Source organism: Streptomyces sp. NPDC043861, from assembly GCF_056435905.1.
Genome location: NZ_JBWKDP010000003.1, coordinates 603,338 through 619,252, shown reverse-complemented (window position 1 = coordinate 619,252; position 15,915 = coordinate 603,338). Strand labels below are relative to the sequence as shown.

At 70.0% G+C, this 15,915-nt stretch carries 14 protein-coding genes; 5 read left to right on the top strand and 9 right to left on the bottom strand.

Annotated features, from left to right (window positions below; genetic code table 11):
* Positions 1 to 178: 178 nt before the first annotated feature.
* The 3 genes from AC068D_RS10450 to AC068D_RS10440 all read right to left on the bottom strand — a co-directional run bounded on the left by AC068D_RS10450 (position 179) and on the right by AC068D_RS10440 (position 4,745).
* Positions 179 to 2,011, bottom strand: a complete 1,833-nt coding sequence (locus AC068D_RS10450; protein ID WP_478822541.1) for a right-handed parallel beta-helix repeat-containing protein — start codon at positions 2,009 to 2,011, stop codon at positions 179 to 181.
* 351 nt (positions 2,012 to 2,362) lie between these two features.
* The gene (locus tag AC068D_RS10445) at positions 2,363 to 3,247 is read right to left on the bottom strand and encodes a glycoside hydrolase family 19 protein (protein ID WP_478822540.1); all 885 of its coding nucleotides are present in this window, start codon (positions 3,245 to 3,247) and stop codon (positions 2,363 to 2,365) included.
* A 580-nt stretch (positions 3,248 to 3,827) separates the two neighbouring features.
* Positions 3,828 to 4,745: a LysR family transcriptional regulator gene (locus AC068D_RS10440; RefSeq protein WP_478822539.1), complete on the bottom strand. Its 918-nt coding sequence runs from the start codon at positions 4,743 to 4,745 to the stop codon at positions 3,828 to 3,830.
* 72 nt (positions 4,746 to 4,817) lie between these two features.
* Between AC068D_RS10440 and AC068D_RS10435 the strand changes: the two genes are divergently transcribed.
* Together AC068D_RS10435 and AC068D_RS10430 are read left to right on the top strand one after the other, a co-directional pair.
* Positions 4,818 to 5,549 (top strand): maleylpyruvate isomerase family mycothiol-dependent enzyme, encoded by a 732-nt coding sequence (locus tag AC068D_RS10435; RefSeq protein ID WP_478822538.1) that lies wholly within the window; start codon positions 4,818 to 4,820, stop codon positions 5,547 to 5,549.
* 197 nt (positions 5,550 to 5,746) lie between these two features.
* Positions 5,747 to 6,373 (top strand): hypothetical protein, encoded by a 627-nt coding sequence (locus AC068D_RS10430; RefSeq protein ID WP_478822537.1) that lies wholly within the window; start codon positions 5,747 to 5,749, stop codon positions 6,371 to 6,373.
* 286 nt (positions 6,374 to 6,659) lie between these two features.
* Here the strand turns inward: AC068D_RS10430 and AC068D_RS10425 are convergent, their stop codons facing one another.
* The 4 genes from AC068D_RS10425 to AC068D_RS10410 form a co-directional block, all read right to left on the bottom strand.
* Entirely contained in the window at positions 6,660 to 7,550 is an 891-nt protein-coding gene (locus AC068D_RS10425) for a GNAT family N-acetyltransferase (protein ID WP_478822536.1), read from the bottom strand.
* 112 nt (positions 7,551 to 7,662) lie between these two features.
* Positions 7,663 to 8,043 carry an ArsR/SmtB family transcription factor gene (locus AC068D_RS10420; protein WP_478822535.1) on the bottom strand — a complete coding sequence of 127 codons (381 nt, stop codon included), beginning with the start codon at positions 8,041 to 8,043 and terminating at the stop codon, positions 7,663 to 7,665.
* Between the two features lie 198 nt (positions 8,044 to 8,241).
* Complete coding sequence (locus tag AC068D_RS10415) at positions 8,242 to 8,616, bottom strand: hypothetical protein (RefSeq protein WP_478822534.1); 375 nt, start codon at positions 8,614 to 8,616, stop codon at positions 8,242 to 8,244.
* 488 nt (positions 8,617 to 9,104) lie between these two features.
* Entirely contained in the window at positions 9,105 to 10,388 is a 1,284-nt protein-coding gene (locus AC068D_RS10410; protein ID WP_478822533.1) for an adenylosuccinate synthase, read from the bottom strand.
* A gap of 142 nt (positions 10,389 to 10,530) precedes the next feature.
* Between AC068D_RS10410 and AC068D_RS10405 the strand changes: the two genes are divergently transcribed.
* Positions 10,531 to 11,340, top strand: a complete 810-nt coding sequence (locus tag AC068D_RS10405; RefSeq protein WP_478822532.1) for a diacylglycerol kinase family protein — start codon at positions 10,531 to 10,533, stop codon at positions 11,338 to 11,340.
* Positions 11,341 to 11,572: 232 nt separating this feature from the next.
* On the opposite strand, the gene AC068D_RS10400 is transcribed toward AC068D_RS10405, so the two are convergent.
* Together AC068D_RS10400 and AC068D_RS10395 are read right to left on the bottom strand one after the other, a co-directional pair.
* Positions 11,573 to 12,658, bottom strand: a complete 1,086-nt coding sequence (locus AC068D_RS10400) for a DNA polymerase III subunit beta family protein (protein ID WP_478822531.1) — start codon at positions 12,656 to 12,658, stop codon at positions 11,573 to 11,575.
* A gap of 68 nt (positions 12,659 to 12,726) precedes the next feature.
* Positions 12,727 to 13,239 (bottom strand): GbsR/MarR family transcriptional regulator, encoded by a 513-nt coding sequence (locus tag AC068D_RS10395; RefSeq protein WP_478822530.1) that lies wholly within the window; start codon positions 13,237 to 13,239, stop codon positions 12,727 to 12,729.
* Between the two features lie 90 nt (positions 13,240 to 13,329).
* On the opposite strand from AC068D_RS10395, the gene AC068D_RS10390 reads away from it, so the two are divergent.
* Positions 13,330 to 14,241, top strand: a complete 912-nt coding sequence (locus AC068D_RS10390) for an ABC transporter ATP-binding protein (protein ID WP_478822529.1) — start codon at positions 13,330 to 13,332, stop codon at positions 14,239 to 14,241.
* On the top strand, positions 14,238 to 15,887 hold the full coding sequence (locus AC068D_RS10385; RefSeq protein WP_478822528.1) for an ABC transporter permease: 1,650 nt from the start codon (positions 14,238 to 14,240) through the stop codon (positions 15,885 to 15,887). Before AC068D_RS10390 ends, AC068D_RS10385 begins: the two co-directional genes overlap by 4 nt.
* The last annotated feature ends 28 nt before the right edge of the window (positions 15,888 to 15,915 follow it).

Genomic DNA, 15,915 nt, shown 5'->3' with positions numbered 1-15,915 from the left:
CACAGGAAAAGCGATATATAGGACAATAAATGTGATGTGGGAGTGTCGGCCTCGACCTTCACGCCGGACCGCAGGGCCCTTCCGGCGCCGTACCCGTACATGGGCCCGCCCCCGGCGGTGTGCCGGGGGCGGGTGGAGTGGGCCATGCGCGGCCTGTGGTGCTGTCGATCAGGGAATGTCAGCCGAAGCAGCCGGTGACGGTACCTCCGCAGTTGGTGGGGGCGTTGTCGATGATGTGGACCTTGCCGTTGGTGCTGACCGCGCCGGTGTTGTGAACGCCACCGTGCGGACTGTCGGAAAGGTTGTTCTTCACCTCGACGTCGGTGAGGGAGACGCTGTCGGCGGCGCCGACGAAGATCCCGCCTCCGGCACTGCCGTCGCCGGGCGCCTGGTTGCCGCTGATCTCCGTGTCACGGATCGCGACCTCCTCACCGGCCTCCAGATCGGTGAAGACCCCGCCGCCGTGGCCGGTTGAGGTGTTGTCGGTGATCTTGCTGCCTTCGATCACCGTGGAGTCCGCGAGGTGAAGGCCGCCGCCGGTTCCCGCGGTGTTGTCCTTGATGGTGCTGTCGCGCACGAAGAGCGAGCCACCGGCGTGGCGGATACCACCGCCGAGCGTCGCGTTGTTGTGGATGATGCCGCTCTGCTCGACCTCCAGCACACCCTCGCTGTGGATGCCGCCACCACTGGCGGCGTGGTTGTCACCGACCAGGCTCCTGCTGATCCTGGCGGTACCGGTGGCCCCGTTGAAGATGGCGCCACTGTCGCTGGCGACGTTGGCAGTGACCTTGGTGCCAATGATCTCCAGCTTGCCCAAGTTGTGGACGGCGGCACCGTCCGCGCTCGAGTTCCTGGTGAGAGTGCTGCTGCGGATGTCGGTGACGCCTTCGTTGAAGATCGCGCCTCCGTTGTTGGTCGCGACGTTTCCTACCGAGTTGTTCTCGAGGGTCACGGAGTCGAGGTCGAGTCGTCCCGCGGCGTTCACCTTGATGGCGCCGCCGTCCTGTGCAGCGGCTGCCTTGCCGCGGGTGAGGCTGAGGTCGTGGAGCTCGAGGTCGCCGCCGGCTCCGACCTCGAAGATCCTGAACTGGGCGGCGCTCGCGGCGCGGGCGATGGTGGCGCCGTTGCCCTCGATCGTGACCGGCTGAATGATCCTGGGCAGACCGTTGCCGGCCTCATTGGTCGTGAGGGTGTAGGTGCAGTCCTCCGCCAGACGGAGGCTGCCGCCACCGTTCTCGTTCGCATCGAGGATCGCCAGGATCAGAGCGTTCGCGTCGCACTCCACGGACGTCTTCTCGTTGTCCCAGTGGCGCTTCTTGTGGTCGTGCTTCTTCTCGTGGCCGCCGTACTTCTTCTTGTCGTGGTCCCCGTAGTCCTTCTTGTCGTGGTCGCCGTAGTCCTTCTTCTTGGACTCCTTGCCCTCGTCCCCCTTGGAGCCGTAGTCCTTCTCCTTGCCCTCGTCCCCCTTGGAGCCGTAGTCCTTCTCCTTGCCCTCGTCCCCCTTGGAGCCGTAGTCCTTCTCCTCGTCCCCCTTCGAGCCGTAGTCCTTCTCCTTGTCCTCCTTGGAGCCGTGGTCTTCCTTCTTGGCTTCCTTGCCCTCGTCACCCTTGGGGGCCGAGGCCTTCTCCTTGGCCTCCATGGGCTTGGAGCCGGGGTGGTTCTCCTTGGCACCGTCCACCTGGGGGACGCCGCCGCCCTGTTCCTCGACACTGTTGCTCGAACCGGGGTTGCCCGCGCGTTCCGCCCAGTAGTCGCCGTCCTGAACGCCGGCGTCCACGCCCTCACCGGCGGGAGCCGCGGCAGGCGCCGGGTTCGTCCGGGTCTTGCCGTCGTCCTTGACTGCGAAGGCGGGTTGCGCCTCAGCCTTCCCGGCGTCCGTGACAGCCACGATCGTCGTGGTGCCGACCATGGTGGCGAAGCCGGCCGCGGCGAAAACGGCGACCTTCCAGTGACGGCTCAGCGCCGCGGTCTTCGGACGGTGCGGGGTGCCTGTGCCCTGTGATCCAGACATCCGAGGTTGCTCTCTTTCTGTGTGACAAGCCGTCACGCCCCTTGCCTGAAGGGGCGAAAGTGAGCACATGGAATCACAGGAAAAGCCGCAAATAAGACAATATGTGAGTTATGGGTGTGTCGGCCGCCCGTCCCATGCCCACGTCCGCCAGGGACCGGACGGAGCGTCGGCCGGACACGGCGTGGGCGGGTGCAGCACGTGGCGGGCCCGAGGCGGGTTCGGGGCGGGCCCGAGGCAGGCGGGGGCAGGCGCGGAGCGCGGTTCAGCGCGGGGCGGGCGAAACGGCATGGGGCAGGATGCAGTGCGGGGCGGGCGGCCCGGGCCGCCCGCCCCGCACGTTCCCGACGGCGTTCAGCAGTACAGATTGCCGCCCGGCGCCACACCCAGGATCTGGGTGAAGCGCTGGTAGTTGTTGACGCGGCTCTGGACCTGCGCCGGGTTCTTTCCATCACATTCGAGGGAGCCGTTGATGGAGCGGATGGTCTGCCCGAAGCCGGCCTGGTTGACCATGGCGTGGTGGCCCGTCATCGTGCCGGGGCCGTTCTGGGTGTTCCAGTACCAGAGGCCGGTCTTCCATGCGACCGCCGATTCCCTCTCGACGCGCCACGGATTGTTCAGCAGGTCGATGCCGAGCGCGTCGCCGGCCGCCTTGTAGTTGAAGTTCCAGCTGAGCTGGATCGGACCACGGCCGTAGTACGCGGCCTGGCCGGCCGGACAACCGTAGGGCTGGCTCCGGTCGCAGTAGTGGGGGTAGTTGGCGGTGTTCTGCTCGACGATGTGGACCAGGCCGCCGGTCTCGTGCGAGACGTTCGCCAGGAAGGCGGCGGCCTCCTGCTTCTTGACCGTGTCACTCCCGGTGTTGGCGAACGCGGGGTACGCACCGAGCGCTGCGGTCAGTCCGCTGTAGGTGTAGAAGGAGTTCCGGCTCGGGAACATCTGGTTGAACTGCGCCTCACTGACGACGAATCCGGAGGGGGCGGGACCCGGGCCGGGGTCGCCGCCCCCGCCGCACGCGCCCTGGTCGGCCCAGACTCCCCACTGACCGGTGGTGCCGGGGGTCTCACCCTGAGTCCACCATTTGGCCTGCCAGTTGTGGCCGCTGTGCGAGGCGACCATGCCGCCGGTGTACACGGACGAGGAATTCCAGGGGGCCGCACAGGCGGCCGCGAAAGCGGTCGAGGCCGGGAGGAGGACCGCGAGCCCAAGCACCGCCACAAAGGCGGCGAGCAAGGTCATGATGCGTTTGGACAACGTTATCGGCCTTTCGCTGTGGGGGAGTTGTGCGGATCGAGGCCAGTGCAATGGCAATGGTCTGTACCTGTCAAGGTCTAGACCAGAACTGTCTCAGAAGCGCCGCCGTCCGGCGGCCGGCCGTGCGCGAGGCCCGGGCGTGCTCCGCCGACGTCGGAGGACCCCGCCCCGACCGGTCCGGTCCGGCTCGTCGGCCGGCGCGGCGGCGGTACGGGCCGCGTGTCTCACGACCGGTCCGGTCCGGCTCGTCGGCCGGCGCGGCGGCGGCACGGGCCGCGTGTCTCACGACCGGTCCGGTCCGGCTCGTCGGCCGGCGCGGCGGCGGTACGGGCCGCGTGTCTCACGCCCGGTCCGAAGGCGGACGCACCGTCGCCGTGAAGGTCATGCACGCGGAGTCGGCCGCACAGCGGGAGTTCCTGCTGCGGTTCGCGCGGGAGGCGGCCGCGCCGGAGCGGGGCGGCAGCACCGGGATCCGCGCGACGGCAGGATGCTGCGCGGGTGGCGGCAGCAGGGAAAACCCGGTCGGCGTTGCCGTCGGGACCGACGGTGAGCGGGGCCGGACCGTCTATCCCGCTCGTTCCCCGGACAGGTCCGGCAGGGCCCCGCGCAGCCGGCAGAGGAGCGCGTCGGCCGCGGGGCTCCGCCCTTCGGACCGCCAGGCGAGGACGACCCGGCCGCGCAGCCGGGGCCTGACGATGCGCCGTGTGCGCAGCCGCGCGTCGGACGGTCCCTCACCGGCCGGCAGCACCGCGACACCGAGGCCCTGCGCGGCGAGCTGCGCGAGCACATGCGGGGCCGCCGCCTCGAAGGCGACACGGGGCCGGAACCCCGCCTGTGTGCAGGCGCGTTCGAGGACGGCACGCACACCGGTGCCGCGTGGCAGGCAGATCAACGGCCGCTCGCGCAGCTCGGCCAGTGGGACGCCTGCGCGGTCGGCCCGGGCCAGGAGCGGATCGTCGGCGGCGACGGCGGCAACCAGGGGCTCGTCGATCACCAGCTGGAACGAGAGGCCGGGCGGAGGCTCCTCGTCGGCCGATCCGAGGAGGGCCGCGTCGAGCTCACCGGTCATGAGCGCGGCGACCATTCGCTCGGAGGTGTCCTCGGTGAGCGCGATCTCCACCTGGGGGTGTGCGTCATGGAAGTCGGCGAGGAGCGAGGCCACGTCGAAGGCGTGGCCCGTGGCGCCGGAGACATGGCCGATCGTCACGCGGCCTCGCAGCAGTCCGGTGAACTCGTCCGCCGTCTGGCGCAGCCTTTCCACGGCGGCCAGCGCGGCCCGGGCGTGCGGCAACAGGGCCCGGCCCACCTCGGTCAAGGTCACCGGCCGACCGGAGCGGTCGAGCAGGGGCTGCCCCAACTCCCTCTCCAGCTGACGGATCTGAGCACTGAGCCCCGGCTGGGCCAGGTGCAGTCGGGCGGCGGCACGGGTGAACCCGCCCTCCTCGACGACGGCGACGAAGTACCGGAGCTGCCGTATTTCCATAACCAATGATTCTAGGCAGCAGCAGAATCAAGTCTTGGACTTATGAACTGCCCTGGCCGCACCCTTGTTCACATGGGTAACAGGATCGAGCACATGGGGAACACCGCTGACCGCACAGGCAAGTTGACCGTCCACGGCGGGAACGCGAGCACGGGGAACGGAACCGACATCAGGGCCGCCATCGCGGCGGAGCGCGGGGAGCTGGCGGATCTGCTCGACGGCCTGGAGGCCGGCCAGTGGGACGCGCCCGCCCTCTGCGCCGGATGGCGGGTGCGTGAGGTGGCGGCCCACATGTCGATGGGATTCCGCCTCTCCCTGCCCGCAACCGTCGCCGAACTCGTGAAGGCACGGGGCAGCCTGCACCGGCTGACCGACCGCGTTGCCCGCAGGGACGCCGCCGCCCACTCCCCCACCGAACTCGCCGCATTCCTGCGGGACAATGCGCACCACCCCTGGACACCGCCGATCGGCGGGTTCGCGGCGGCACTCGGCCACGACGTGGTGCACGGACTGGACATCACCGTGGCCCTCGGTCTTGACCGGCGGGTTCCCGAGGACCGACTGCGCGTCCTGCTGGACGGCATCCGCCCCCGCACCCTCCGGTTCTTCAACGCGGACATCACCGGGGTCCGGCTGTGTGCCGACGACCTGGACTGGTCCTACGGCACCGGTCGGCCCCTGTACGGCTCCGCCCAGGACCTGCTCCTGGTCGCCTTCGGACGCAAACTCCCGGCAGGCCGGCTGCGGGGCGGGGCGAGCGGACGCTTCACCAGGACCTCATCAGGGATCACCCCAGCGCCCTGATGCTGATCCTCACCGCGCACCGATCAGGAACCGGCCGTACGGCCGCCGGCTCACGCTCTTCCTGGCCGGTTTCACCGCCCGGGGTCGGTGCCGCCCCGGGCAGTGATCGGGACGTCGGCCGCCGGTGGTCGTCCTCGAGCTCGGGCACGCGAAGAAACGGAGTTGATGGACGACCTGGCCGACCTCATAGTGAAGCGATGCTGATCGCGGAAGCGGTGCTGGAGACCTTCGACGCCGCCGAATTCACCCTGTGGCCGGTTGCCGACCTGCCCGCCTACCGCTTTCTGGCTCTTTCCGGCCGGCTGTCGCCGGAGGAGATCGGTACGGCGCTGGCAAGCCTGGCCGCATACAGCTCCGAGGACTCGGACAGTGCGACAGACAGCGCCGGACTCGTCCGCCGGTTGATTGAGGCAGAGCAGGTCATGGTCCTCGGCGGAGTGCGCCTGCGAGACACGGAAACCGGCGTTGTGGCCACCCCCGCATGCTGTTGTGGTCTTGAGGACTGGCGCGACTGGCTGGACATCATGGACGGTGATGAACCCTGGCTCGGCGACTGGCCTGCCCCGCGGATCGAACACAGCGGTCCCATGGTCCGGGTCTGGCCGGCTGACAGTGCGCCGGATCAGCCCACGGCGCAGGCCATCGAGATACCTGTGGTCACATTGCCGGAGGTCCTGGAGACCGTACGGGACGACCTGAGCGGCTTCCTCGTGGTGGTCCGGCAGTGGGCCGACCTGCATGTCCCCGCTCTCGCCCGTGATCTGATCGCCAGGCTCGACGAAGGCCTGGCCATCAGCGCGCCGCTGAGGAGCACACAGAGCTGATCACGCTGGAGGCGGCGGCCGTGCCACCCGAGGCAACCCGGACACGCCGCGCTCCAAGGCCCCCGGCTCCGCCATCTCTCCGTGGGGAGCGGGGGCCATCACGGACGGCCTCATCGTTCCTGGCGCCACCTGACCGTGTAAGCAGGACCCTGTTACTTGAGGCCGCGAGTTCTGTGAGCGCGTGCCGCAGCAGCCGTACCGCCCGGACCGGCGGCGGAACTCTGCTGACAGGTGGGCGGGTGACAGGTGGCGGGGCGAAACGCAGCCGGCGGTGCTCGGAGACTCCTCAGGCGGAGGGGCAGGTGTACGTGTACGTCCGGCCGTACGGGCGGAAGCCCAGTCCTCGGTAGAGCAGTTGGGGAATCGGGTACGCCGCGTCGCCGCGCGGGTACACCACCGCCTGCTGCGCGCCGGCGTCCCGCAATGCGTGCAGCGCCGCCAGACACACCGCACGGGAGAGACCTCTGCGGCGGAAGTCCGGTGCGGTACCGACCGGTTCGATGAGGCCCGTGGCGTGCCCGTCGTCGTACCAGATCAGACAGGAAGCTGCGAAGTCGCCACCCGGCGCCTCGACCACCCAGTCGAGGCCGGGGAGGTACGGCCGCGCCGCCGTCACCGCCCGGTACGAATCCACCGTCACGCCGGTCGAGTTCCACGCGGCCCGGTGCACCGCCACGCGGCGCTCCAGATCCTCCTCACCGCGTACGGGGCGCACGGTGAAGCCGTCCGGGAGTGCGGGGGCGGGAAGGCCGGCCAGGGAACGGACATGATGGGCGAAGTACGGTTCGTCATCGGCCTGCTGTCCATAACCACGGGCGGTCAACGCCGCACGCAGCCGGGTCTGCGCGTCCAGCACGACGATGTCGCGCGGGCCGCTGCCGGGGCCACCGGGATCGACCGTGTCGAACCAGTCGAGGACCTCGTCGATGAGTTCCGGGTGCTCCGGATCCACCTCCAGACGCAGGTCATCGGGGAAGTGTGCCCATCCCCAGGCGACCGCACGGCCGCCGGACTCCCACAACGCGCAGGGCCAGTCCGCCCGTTCCTGCGGGAACATGAAGCGCCCCCAGGCGAGATCGCCCACGTGGTACGTGCTGGCAAGCGACCAGTTCAGCCGTGTGAGCTCCTGCATGGCACGCAGATCGTCCGGGCCCTCGTACGCTCGCCGCACCGTCATACGACATGATCCTGCCACGGCGGCTTACGCTGCGATTGCGTGGCACCGGGTGCACCGGCAGTGCCGGAAGCCCGGTCCGGGTGTCCTCGGGTGTGCGGCCCGGGCAGAGGTCTCAGGAGGACCTGGGGGCCGCCTGAGAGGACAGCGCCGGCTGGGCCAGCGGGACGTCCGCCTGGCGGAGCTCTGCGAGCAGTTCGCTCTGCCCCGCGAGCAGTTCGGTCAGGATCCGCCGGGCCGCACGGAGGAGTTCGGCGACATCGCCGCCGGCAAGGGCGTAGCTGACCGTGGCACCGTCCCGGATGGACACCACGATTCCGGAGCGGCGCAGCACGGCCAACTGCTGGGAGAGGCTGGAAGGCTCGATCTCGATCTCGCTCAGCAGGTCACGCACGGGCACGGGGCCCTGCTGGAGGAGTTCCAGAACCCGTATGCGCACCGGGTGCCCGAGCATGCGGAAGAACTCGGCCTTGGCCTGGTAGAGCGGGACCTGCATCGCGAAATCACTCCTGCCGCGTTCGACGGCCTGTGTCCGGTGCGGCGGCCGCGGCCCGGCCGACGCAGGCGGTGTCGTGCGAACCATCCTCCAGTCTCCCGGCCCCGCACACTCATGGGATTGGCCCGATCTGGATGTGGCAACTTGAAGAAATTTTCAAGTCATGGGTGTGCGGAGGCACGGAAGGAACGGTGCTGCCTAGACCTCCAGATCCGCTTCGATGCGCTTGAGCTGATGACGGGCCATGGCCAGGTTGGAGTTCGTCTTGTCGAGCACGAGGTAGAGGAACAGCCCGTTTCCGCCACGGCCCTTGAGCAGCCGGATGAGGTGGTACTGGCTGCTGAGCGTGATCAGCACGTCCTCGATCTCGTCGTTGAGTCCGAGGTGCTCCATGGTGCGGACCTTGGCGCGGATCACATCCGTGTTGCCCGCCGCGGCCACCGCAAGATCGAGGTCCTTGCCGCCGCCGAGGGTGCCCAGCGCCATGCCACTGGTGTAGTCGACGAGAGCAACTCCCAGACTGCCCTCGATCCTCGTCATCGTCTCCTTGAGGGAGACCTCCACATTCGCCATACGATCCCTGCTCCTCGTCGCAACGCTTGCCCGGGCATCTCCAGCCCGTTCCGTCACGCAGACGCTACGCATTGTGTGCAGCTCTTGGGCGGGAACTGCGTTTACTGGCCGAAGACTTACGGGTCCGCAGTAACATTCGCCGACCTGCCGCCGCTCGGCGGCGCACCACAACGGCTGAGCGTTGAAGCACTCTTCGTGCCGCCCGGCAGTGCGGCGGCGGTTGCTCGCCGCCGCACTGCCGGTGCTCCTTTCCCTGGGCTGCTCGGCCACGGCAGAGAAGCCCCCTCCGTCGCCCACGGCGCCCGCGCCCAGGGCAACCGCATCGCCCCACACCGGCCCCACGGACCGCTCCTCCAGCCCGACATCCGCACGCAGGGGAATCCGCCGGGTGCTGCCGAAGGGGCTGCGGGTGTGCGGGGAGGGCCGAGACGCCGGAGCGGCTCGTGGGACCGGTGTCCCACGAGCCGCTCCTTGCGCTGCCTGCCGTCCTACAGGAAGGAGTTGATCTCGATCGTCTCGGTACGGCCCGGGCCGACGCCGATCGCCGAGATCGGGGCGCCGGACATCTCCTCCAGCGCCTTGACGTAACCCTGCGCGTTCTTCGGCAGGTCCGAGAAGGTCTTCGCCTTGGTGATGTCCTCGGACCAGCCCGGCAGGTACTCGTACACCGGCTTCGCGTGGTGGAAGTCGGTCTGCGAGTACGGCAGCTCCTCGACCCGCTTGCCGTCGATCTCGTACGCGACACAGACCGGGATCTGCTCCCAGCCGGTCAGCACGTCCAGCTTGGTCAGGAAGAAGTCGGTCAGGCCGTTGACGCGGGTCGCGTAGCGGGCGATGACCGCGTCGAACCAGCCGCAGCGGCGGTCACGGCCGGTGGTGACGCCACGCTCGCCGCCGATGCGGCGCAGTGCCTCGCCGTCGTCGTCGAAGAGCTCGGTCGGGAACGGACCGGCCCCGACGCGGGTGGTGTACGCCTTGAGGATGCCGATGACACGGCTGATCTTCGTCGGGCCGACGCCGGCACCGGTGCAGGCACCGCCGGCGGTCGGGTTCGAGGAGGTGACGAAGGGGTACGTGCCGTGGTCGACGTCGAGCAGGGTGCCCTGGCCGCCCTCGAAGAGGACGACCTTGCCCTCGTCGATGGCGTTGTTCAGGATCAGCGTGGTGTCGGCGACGTACGGCTTGATCTGCTCCGCGTACTGGAGCATCTCCTCGACGATCCCCTCCGCCTCGATCGCGCGGCGGTTGAAGACCTTGGCGAGGAGCTGGTTCTTCTGCTCCAGCGCCGCCTCGACCTTCTGCGTCAGGATCGACTCGTCGTACAGGTCCTGGACCCGGATGCCGACGCGGTTGATCTTGTCCGCGTACGTCGGCCCGATGCCGCGGCCCGTGGTGCCGATCTTGCGCTTACCGAGGAACCGTTCCGTCACCTTGTCGAGGGTGACGTTGTACGGGGTGATGAGATGGGCGTTTCCGCTGATCAGGAGCTTGGACGTGTCCACGCCGCGCTCGTTCAGCCCGCTCAGCTCGGAGAGCAGGACCGCCGGGTCGACGACGACTCCGTTGCCGATGACCGGGGTGCACCCCGGCGAGAGGATTCCGGAAGGGAGGAGGTGGAGCGCATACTTCTGGTCGCCGACCACGACCGTGTGGCCGGCGTTGTTGCCGCCCTGGTAACGCACCACATAATCCACGGATCCACCGAGGAGGTCGGTGGCCTTTCCCTTGCCCTCGTCACCCCACTGAGCACCGAGCAGCACAAGTGCGGGCACAGGCGTACACCCCTTCCGGGCGGGGCATGTCCAAGGTCAGGGGGCTGAGCCGCCAACCCGGTGTGCCCCGGAATAGACGAAGCCCCTGGCGCAATAGCGCAAGGGGCTCTTGCACAAAGATGCTACCCGAGGAAGGACCGAGGTGTCGGCTCACGACCAGCTCCTGGTGGTCATCGACCCGGTCGCCCGCCGTATTGACGGCGAGTCCGTTCGAATCGTGAAGGATGTGCTGTGCGCCGGGGCTGCGGCGAAGATCTGCCTGCCCGACGGGCACGAGGAATTTTCCCGGGCCCTGGCCAGGAGGGGTTCACGGAGCCCTGTCGTGGTCGGTGACGACCGTGCGCTGCTGCGCGCCGTCGACGCCCTGCACCGGGGACGGGAGCTCGCCGACGGTGCACTGTCGCTGGTGCCCGTCGGGAGCGGTGCGTCGGTGGACCTGGCCAGGTCGCTGGGCGTGCCGACGGACGCGGTGACCGCGGCGAGGGCGGTGCTGGACGGAGTGGCCCACTCGCTGGATCTGCTGGTGGACGACAGCGACGGGGTGGTGCTGGGTCATGTGCGTATCCCCGCATCGGCGTCGCCGTCCTCCATCCCGCAGACGGCATCGGTCTGGCACACCTGCCGCTCCCTGGTCCGCACCCTCGTCCGCCCCGCGCCCGCAGGGCCGGCGACGCGCACCCACCGTCTCCGTGTCGAGGCGGACGGCGTCCGCCTCAGCGATCTGGACGACCCGGTCGAGGATGTCCGCGTCCGCGCGGCCGACGGCGCCGCCGAGGTGACGATCCTCCGCCACGCCGGCGAGGAGGTCCTCCACACCCTGGCCGAGACGGTGACGGTGTCCGGTCCGGATTTCCGCTACCGCGCGGACGCGCGGATCACCGGTCCGGTCCGGCACCGGACCTGGACCCTCCGCCGCAGCGCATGGTCGCTGACCCTGCCGGCCGCCTCGTAGGGACTGTCCCGTGGATCACCGTCCACGTCCGGCCCCGCCGGGGCATCCACCCCCCGGCCCGGACATCCGCCGTCGCGCGGACGCGCGGACCACCGTCCGCTTCCCCGGTCAGGCCCGGTCGGCGGGCACGTCCGGCGGACGCCGGACGCCGGACGGAGTGGCGCCGGACCGAGTGGCGCCGGCACCCGTCGGCCACGCGCACCCGGACCGCTCATCCGTCCAGGCGGACCGCTCATCCGTCCAGGCGGACCGGCATCAGCAGCGAGAACGCGTCCTCGGTGGCGGGCCGACGGATCGCCAGGGGCGCGGTGGGACCGCCCACTTCCAGCAGCAGCCGGTCGTCGGCACCTGCCGCGAGGGCCTGCAGCAGGAAGTCACGGTTGACCGCGACATGGTCCTGCCCGTCGGAGCCGTCATCGGACACCACGACCGTGCCGTCGGCCGTCAGCGTGAGCACCGTGAGGTCGAACGGGACGCCGTCCTGCTCACGCACCTCGCCCTCGCGGACGGGCCCGGTCTGCACCGCCGCACGGAGTCCGGGGACATCGACGGTGACTCGTCGTCCCGCCGGAAGGCGTACCAGGCGCCGATAGTCCGGGAACCCATGGCCGAGGCTCCGGCCGGCCGCCTGACGGCCGTCCGTCTCCAGGGTCACCCGCTCGCCCTCCACCGTGAACAGCGCGGTCCCCGCCTCGTCGCCCAGCAGCGCCCGCATCGCGTCGACGAGCGCCGTGGGGACCGTGACCTGCACACGGGAGGCGTCATGGCCGTCGGCCACGGTTCGGGCGACAGCCATCCGGTAACGGTCGGTCGCCACGACATGGAGCGTCCCGCCCTCGATGTCGAAGAGCACACCGGCGAGCATCGGCAGCTCGGCGCCCCCGCCGGCGGCGAATCGGACGGCGTCCAGCGCCGCGGCCAGTTCCGCGGCCGGGACGGTCACACGGGCACTGATGGGGTGGGACGGAGTCATGGGGTTCTCCCTGTGTTCGAGTAGCGCTCGGACCGTGGAGAACTCGCTGCGGGCATCGGACAGCCCGAGCTCCAGGCGGCTCAGATGCGCCTCCAGGAGCTTCCGCACGAGTACGGTGTCCCCGCCGGACCAGCCGGCCAGCACCAGACGGATGTCGGTCAGCGGCATGCCCACCCGGCGCAGCCGGGCCAGCAGCCGGGCCTCCTCGAGCTGCCCGGAGCCGTACCACCGGTAGCCGCTCACCGGATCCACCCGGGCGGGAACCAGCACACCCGCGCCGTCGTAGAACCTCAGGGTGCTCGCACCCAGGCCGCTGTCCCGGGCCATTTCGCCGATGCTTCGCATCTCTTCCTCCACGACCAGGACTCTGGGCCTTCCACCAGGTCGAGGGTCAAGCCCGGGCATGCGAGCGGTCAGCCGGCGCCGAAGACGCGCTCGCGGTGTTCGCGCCAGCGGTGCATCATCCCGGCCAGCTCCTTCTCCATGAACTCGAAGAACTCGAGCGTCTCGGCGAGTCTGCGCCCCGCCGGGGTCTGCGGACCGAGCTTGGTGACGCCTTGGCGGAAGGTGCTCTCCCAGCGCTTGAGGACGTTGTCGCGGTTGGTCATGGCCTCGTACCACTGGTTGCTGTGGACGCGGTAGCGGTCGCGGCGTGAGCCCGGTTCGCGTTCGCGGGAGACCATGTCGACCTGGGAGAGATAGCGGATCGCTCCGGAGACCGCGGCCGGGCTGACCTTGAGCTGCTCGCCCAGCTCCGCGGAGGTCATGACGCCGTCGTCGCTGGCGAGGATCGCGGCGAAGACACGGGCAGGCATGCGGGTCATGCCCGCCTCGACGAGCTGCGCGGCGAACCGTTCGACGAAGTCGGACACCGCCTGTTCGTCACGGCCCCCGCCTGCGTCGTACGCGGTCTGCTCGGTCACCACCGGATCATCTCCCTGTCTCACCGCACCCGTGCCGAGTTTATACGCTTCCTTAACTTCACAAGTTTGTGAAAGTAGCGTACGTTCCGAATCATGACGAAGGCAATCACGGTCGCCGGACTGCACAAGTCGTTCGGGCGTACCTGCGCGCTGGACGGACTCGACCTCACGGTCGGGGCAGGTGAGGTCCATGGCTTCCTCGGCCCCAACGGCGCCGGGAAGTCCACCACCATCCGGGTCCTGCTGGGACTCCTGCGTGCCGACTCCGGCGCCGCACAGCTGCTCGGCCGCGACCCCTGGACGGACGCTGTCGAACTGCACCGCAGGGTCGCCTACGTCCCCGGCGATGTGACGCTCTGGCGCAATCTCTCCGGCGGCGAGGTCATCGACCTGTACGGCCGGCTGCGCGGAGGGCTCGACAAGGCCCGGCGGGCCCGGCTGGTCGAACGCTTCGAGCTCGACCCCACGAAGAAGGGCCGTACGTACTCCAAGGGAAACCGGCAGAAGGTCGCCCTGGTCGCCGCTTTCGCGTCCGACGTCGAGCTGCTCGTCCTCGACGAGCCGACGAGCGGCCTCGACCCTCTGATGGAGGAGGTCTTCCAGAGCTGTGTGGCCGAGGAACGCGAGCGCGGCAGGACCATCCTGCTCTCCAGCCATGTGCTGAGCGAGGTCGAGGCCCTGTGCGACCGGGTCAGCATCATCCGCAAGGGCCGGACCGTGGAGAGCGGCTCGCTCGCGGAGCTGCGCCATCTGACCCGTACCAGCGTGCGCGCCGAGCTCGCGGGCGCTCCCAACGGACTCGCGCAGCTGCCCGGCGTGCACGACCTCGACATCCGGGGCCGGCACATCAGGCTCCAGGTCGACACCGACAAGCTGGACGCGGTGCTGCGCTCGCTCACCGATTCGGGTGTGCGGTCGCTGACCAGTACCCCGCCCACTCTGGAGGAGCTGTTCCTCCGTCACTACCAGGACGACGTGCGTGCGGAGGGGGCGATGGCGCGATGACCGCAGCAGCGCGGGCCGGTGCGGTGCATGTCCCACGGACCGGCGGGAGCCGGCCGTTCGCCGGCACCGGCACACTGCTCAGGCTGGCCCTGCGCCGGGACCGGATCATGCTGCCGCTCTGGGTCGTCGTGGTCGGCGGGATCGTCGTCAGCGGCGTCGGCTCGCTGGAATCCCTGTACGACACCGCCGCCGAACGGGCGCAGCTCGCGGAGTCGATGTCCGCCAACACCTCGCTCAGGAGCATCTACGGGCCGGTGTTCGCCGACAGCATCGGGGCACTGGTCGCCTGGCGGTTCGGTGTCTTCGCGGCGGTGCTCGCGGCGGTGATGAGTCTGGTCGTCGTCGTGCGGCACACGCGCGAGGAGGAGGAAACGGGCCGTCAGGAGCTGCTGTCGTCGGCGATGGTGGGCCGACGGGCACCGCTGACCGCCGCGCTGCTCACCGCGGTCATCGCCAACACGGCGGTCGCGCTGCTGGTCACGGCCGGACTGACCGGGAAGGGCTCCGCGGGCGCGATCGCCCTCGGGCTCGCGATCGGCGGGACGGGCATGCTGTTCGCCACGACGGCGGCGATCATCGCGCAGCTGACGGAAAGTGCCAGGCTCGCCAAGGGCATGACGGCGGGTGTACTCGGGGGGGCGTTCGTGCTGCGGGCGGCCGGTGACGCGGGGGCGGCCGGGGGACCCACCCGGGCCGGCGGCCTGGGGGGCGGCGGCTCCCTGCTGACCTGGCTGTCGCCGGTCGGCTGGGCCGAAAACGTACGGGCCTTCGCCGGCGAACGCTGGTGGGTGCTGCTGCTGATCACCGCTGCCGTCGGTGCCCAGGGCCTCGTCGCGTACGCCCTGGCAGGCAGGCGCGACATCGGCATGAGCTTCCTGCCGACCCGGCCGGGCCCTGCCGAGGGAAGGATCGCGACGGCCGGCGGGCTCGCGTGGCGGCTGCAGCGCGGCACCCTCTTCGGCTGGAGCGCCGGCTTCCTGCTCGCCGGGATCGTGTTCGGCGGGATGGCCGGCGGCGCGGCCGACATCGTCGGCGACAACGAGCAGGCCAGGGAGATCTTCCAGCGGATGGGCGGGCAGTCGGCGCTCACCGACGCCTTCCTGGCCGCGATGGCCGGGCTGTTCGGGATGGTGGCCGCGCTGTACGCGGTCGGATCCGTTCTGCGCCTGCTCGGCGAGGAGACCTCGGGGCGTGCCGAACCGGTCCTCGCGAACGCCGTCGGCCGGGTCCGCTGGGCCTGGGGGCATCTGGCCGTCGCCTTCGGCGGCGCCGTGCTGATCATGCTCCTCAGCGGCGTCGGCATGGCTGTCGGTCATGGCGAGGACCTGACGGCGATCCTCGGCGCGGTGCTGGTGCAGGTGCCGGCGGTCTGGACGCCTGCGGCCCTGGCCCTGCTGCTCTACGGCGTCTTCCCCAGGGCGGCGACGGCGGCGTGGGGCGTGGCGGGTCTGAGCCTGGCGCTCGGCTGGATCGGCCCGGCCCTCGACCTGCCCCGGGCGGTCCTGAACCTCTCTCCCTTCGGTCACCTCCCGAAGCTCCCGGGACCCGTCATGGACTGGCCCCCGGTCCTGTTCCTGACGGCCCTGGCGGCCGGGCTGGCCGTGGCGGGCCTGAGCGGACTGCGCCGCAGGGACCTGACGACCTGAGGTCCGGCGCCGGAGCCGAGGTCCGAGG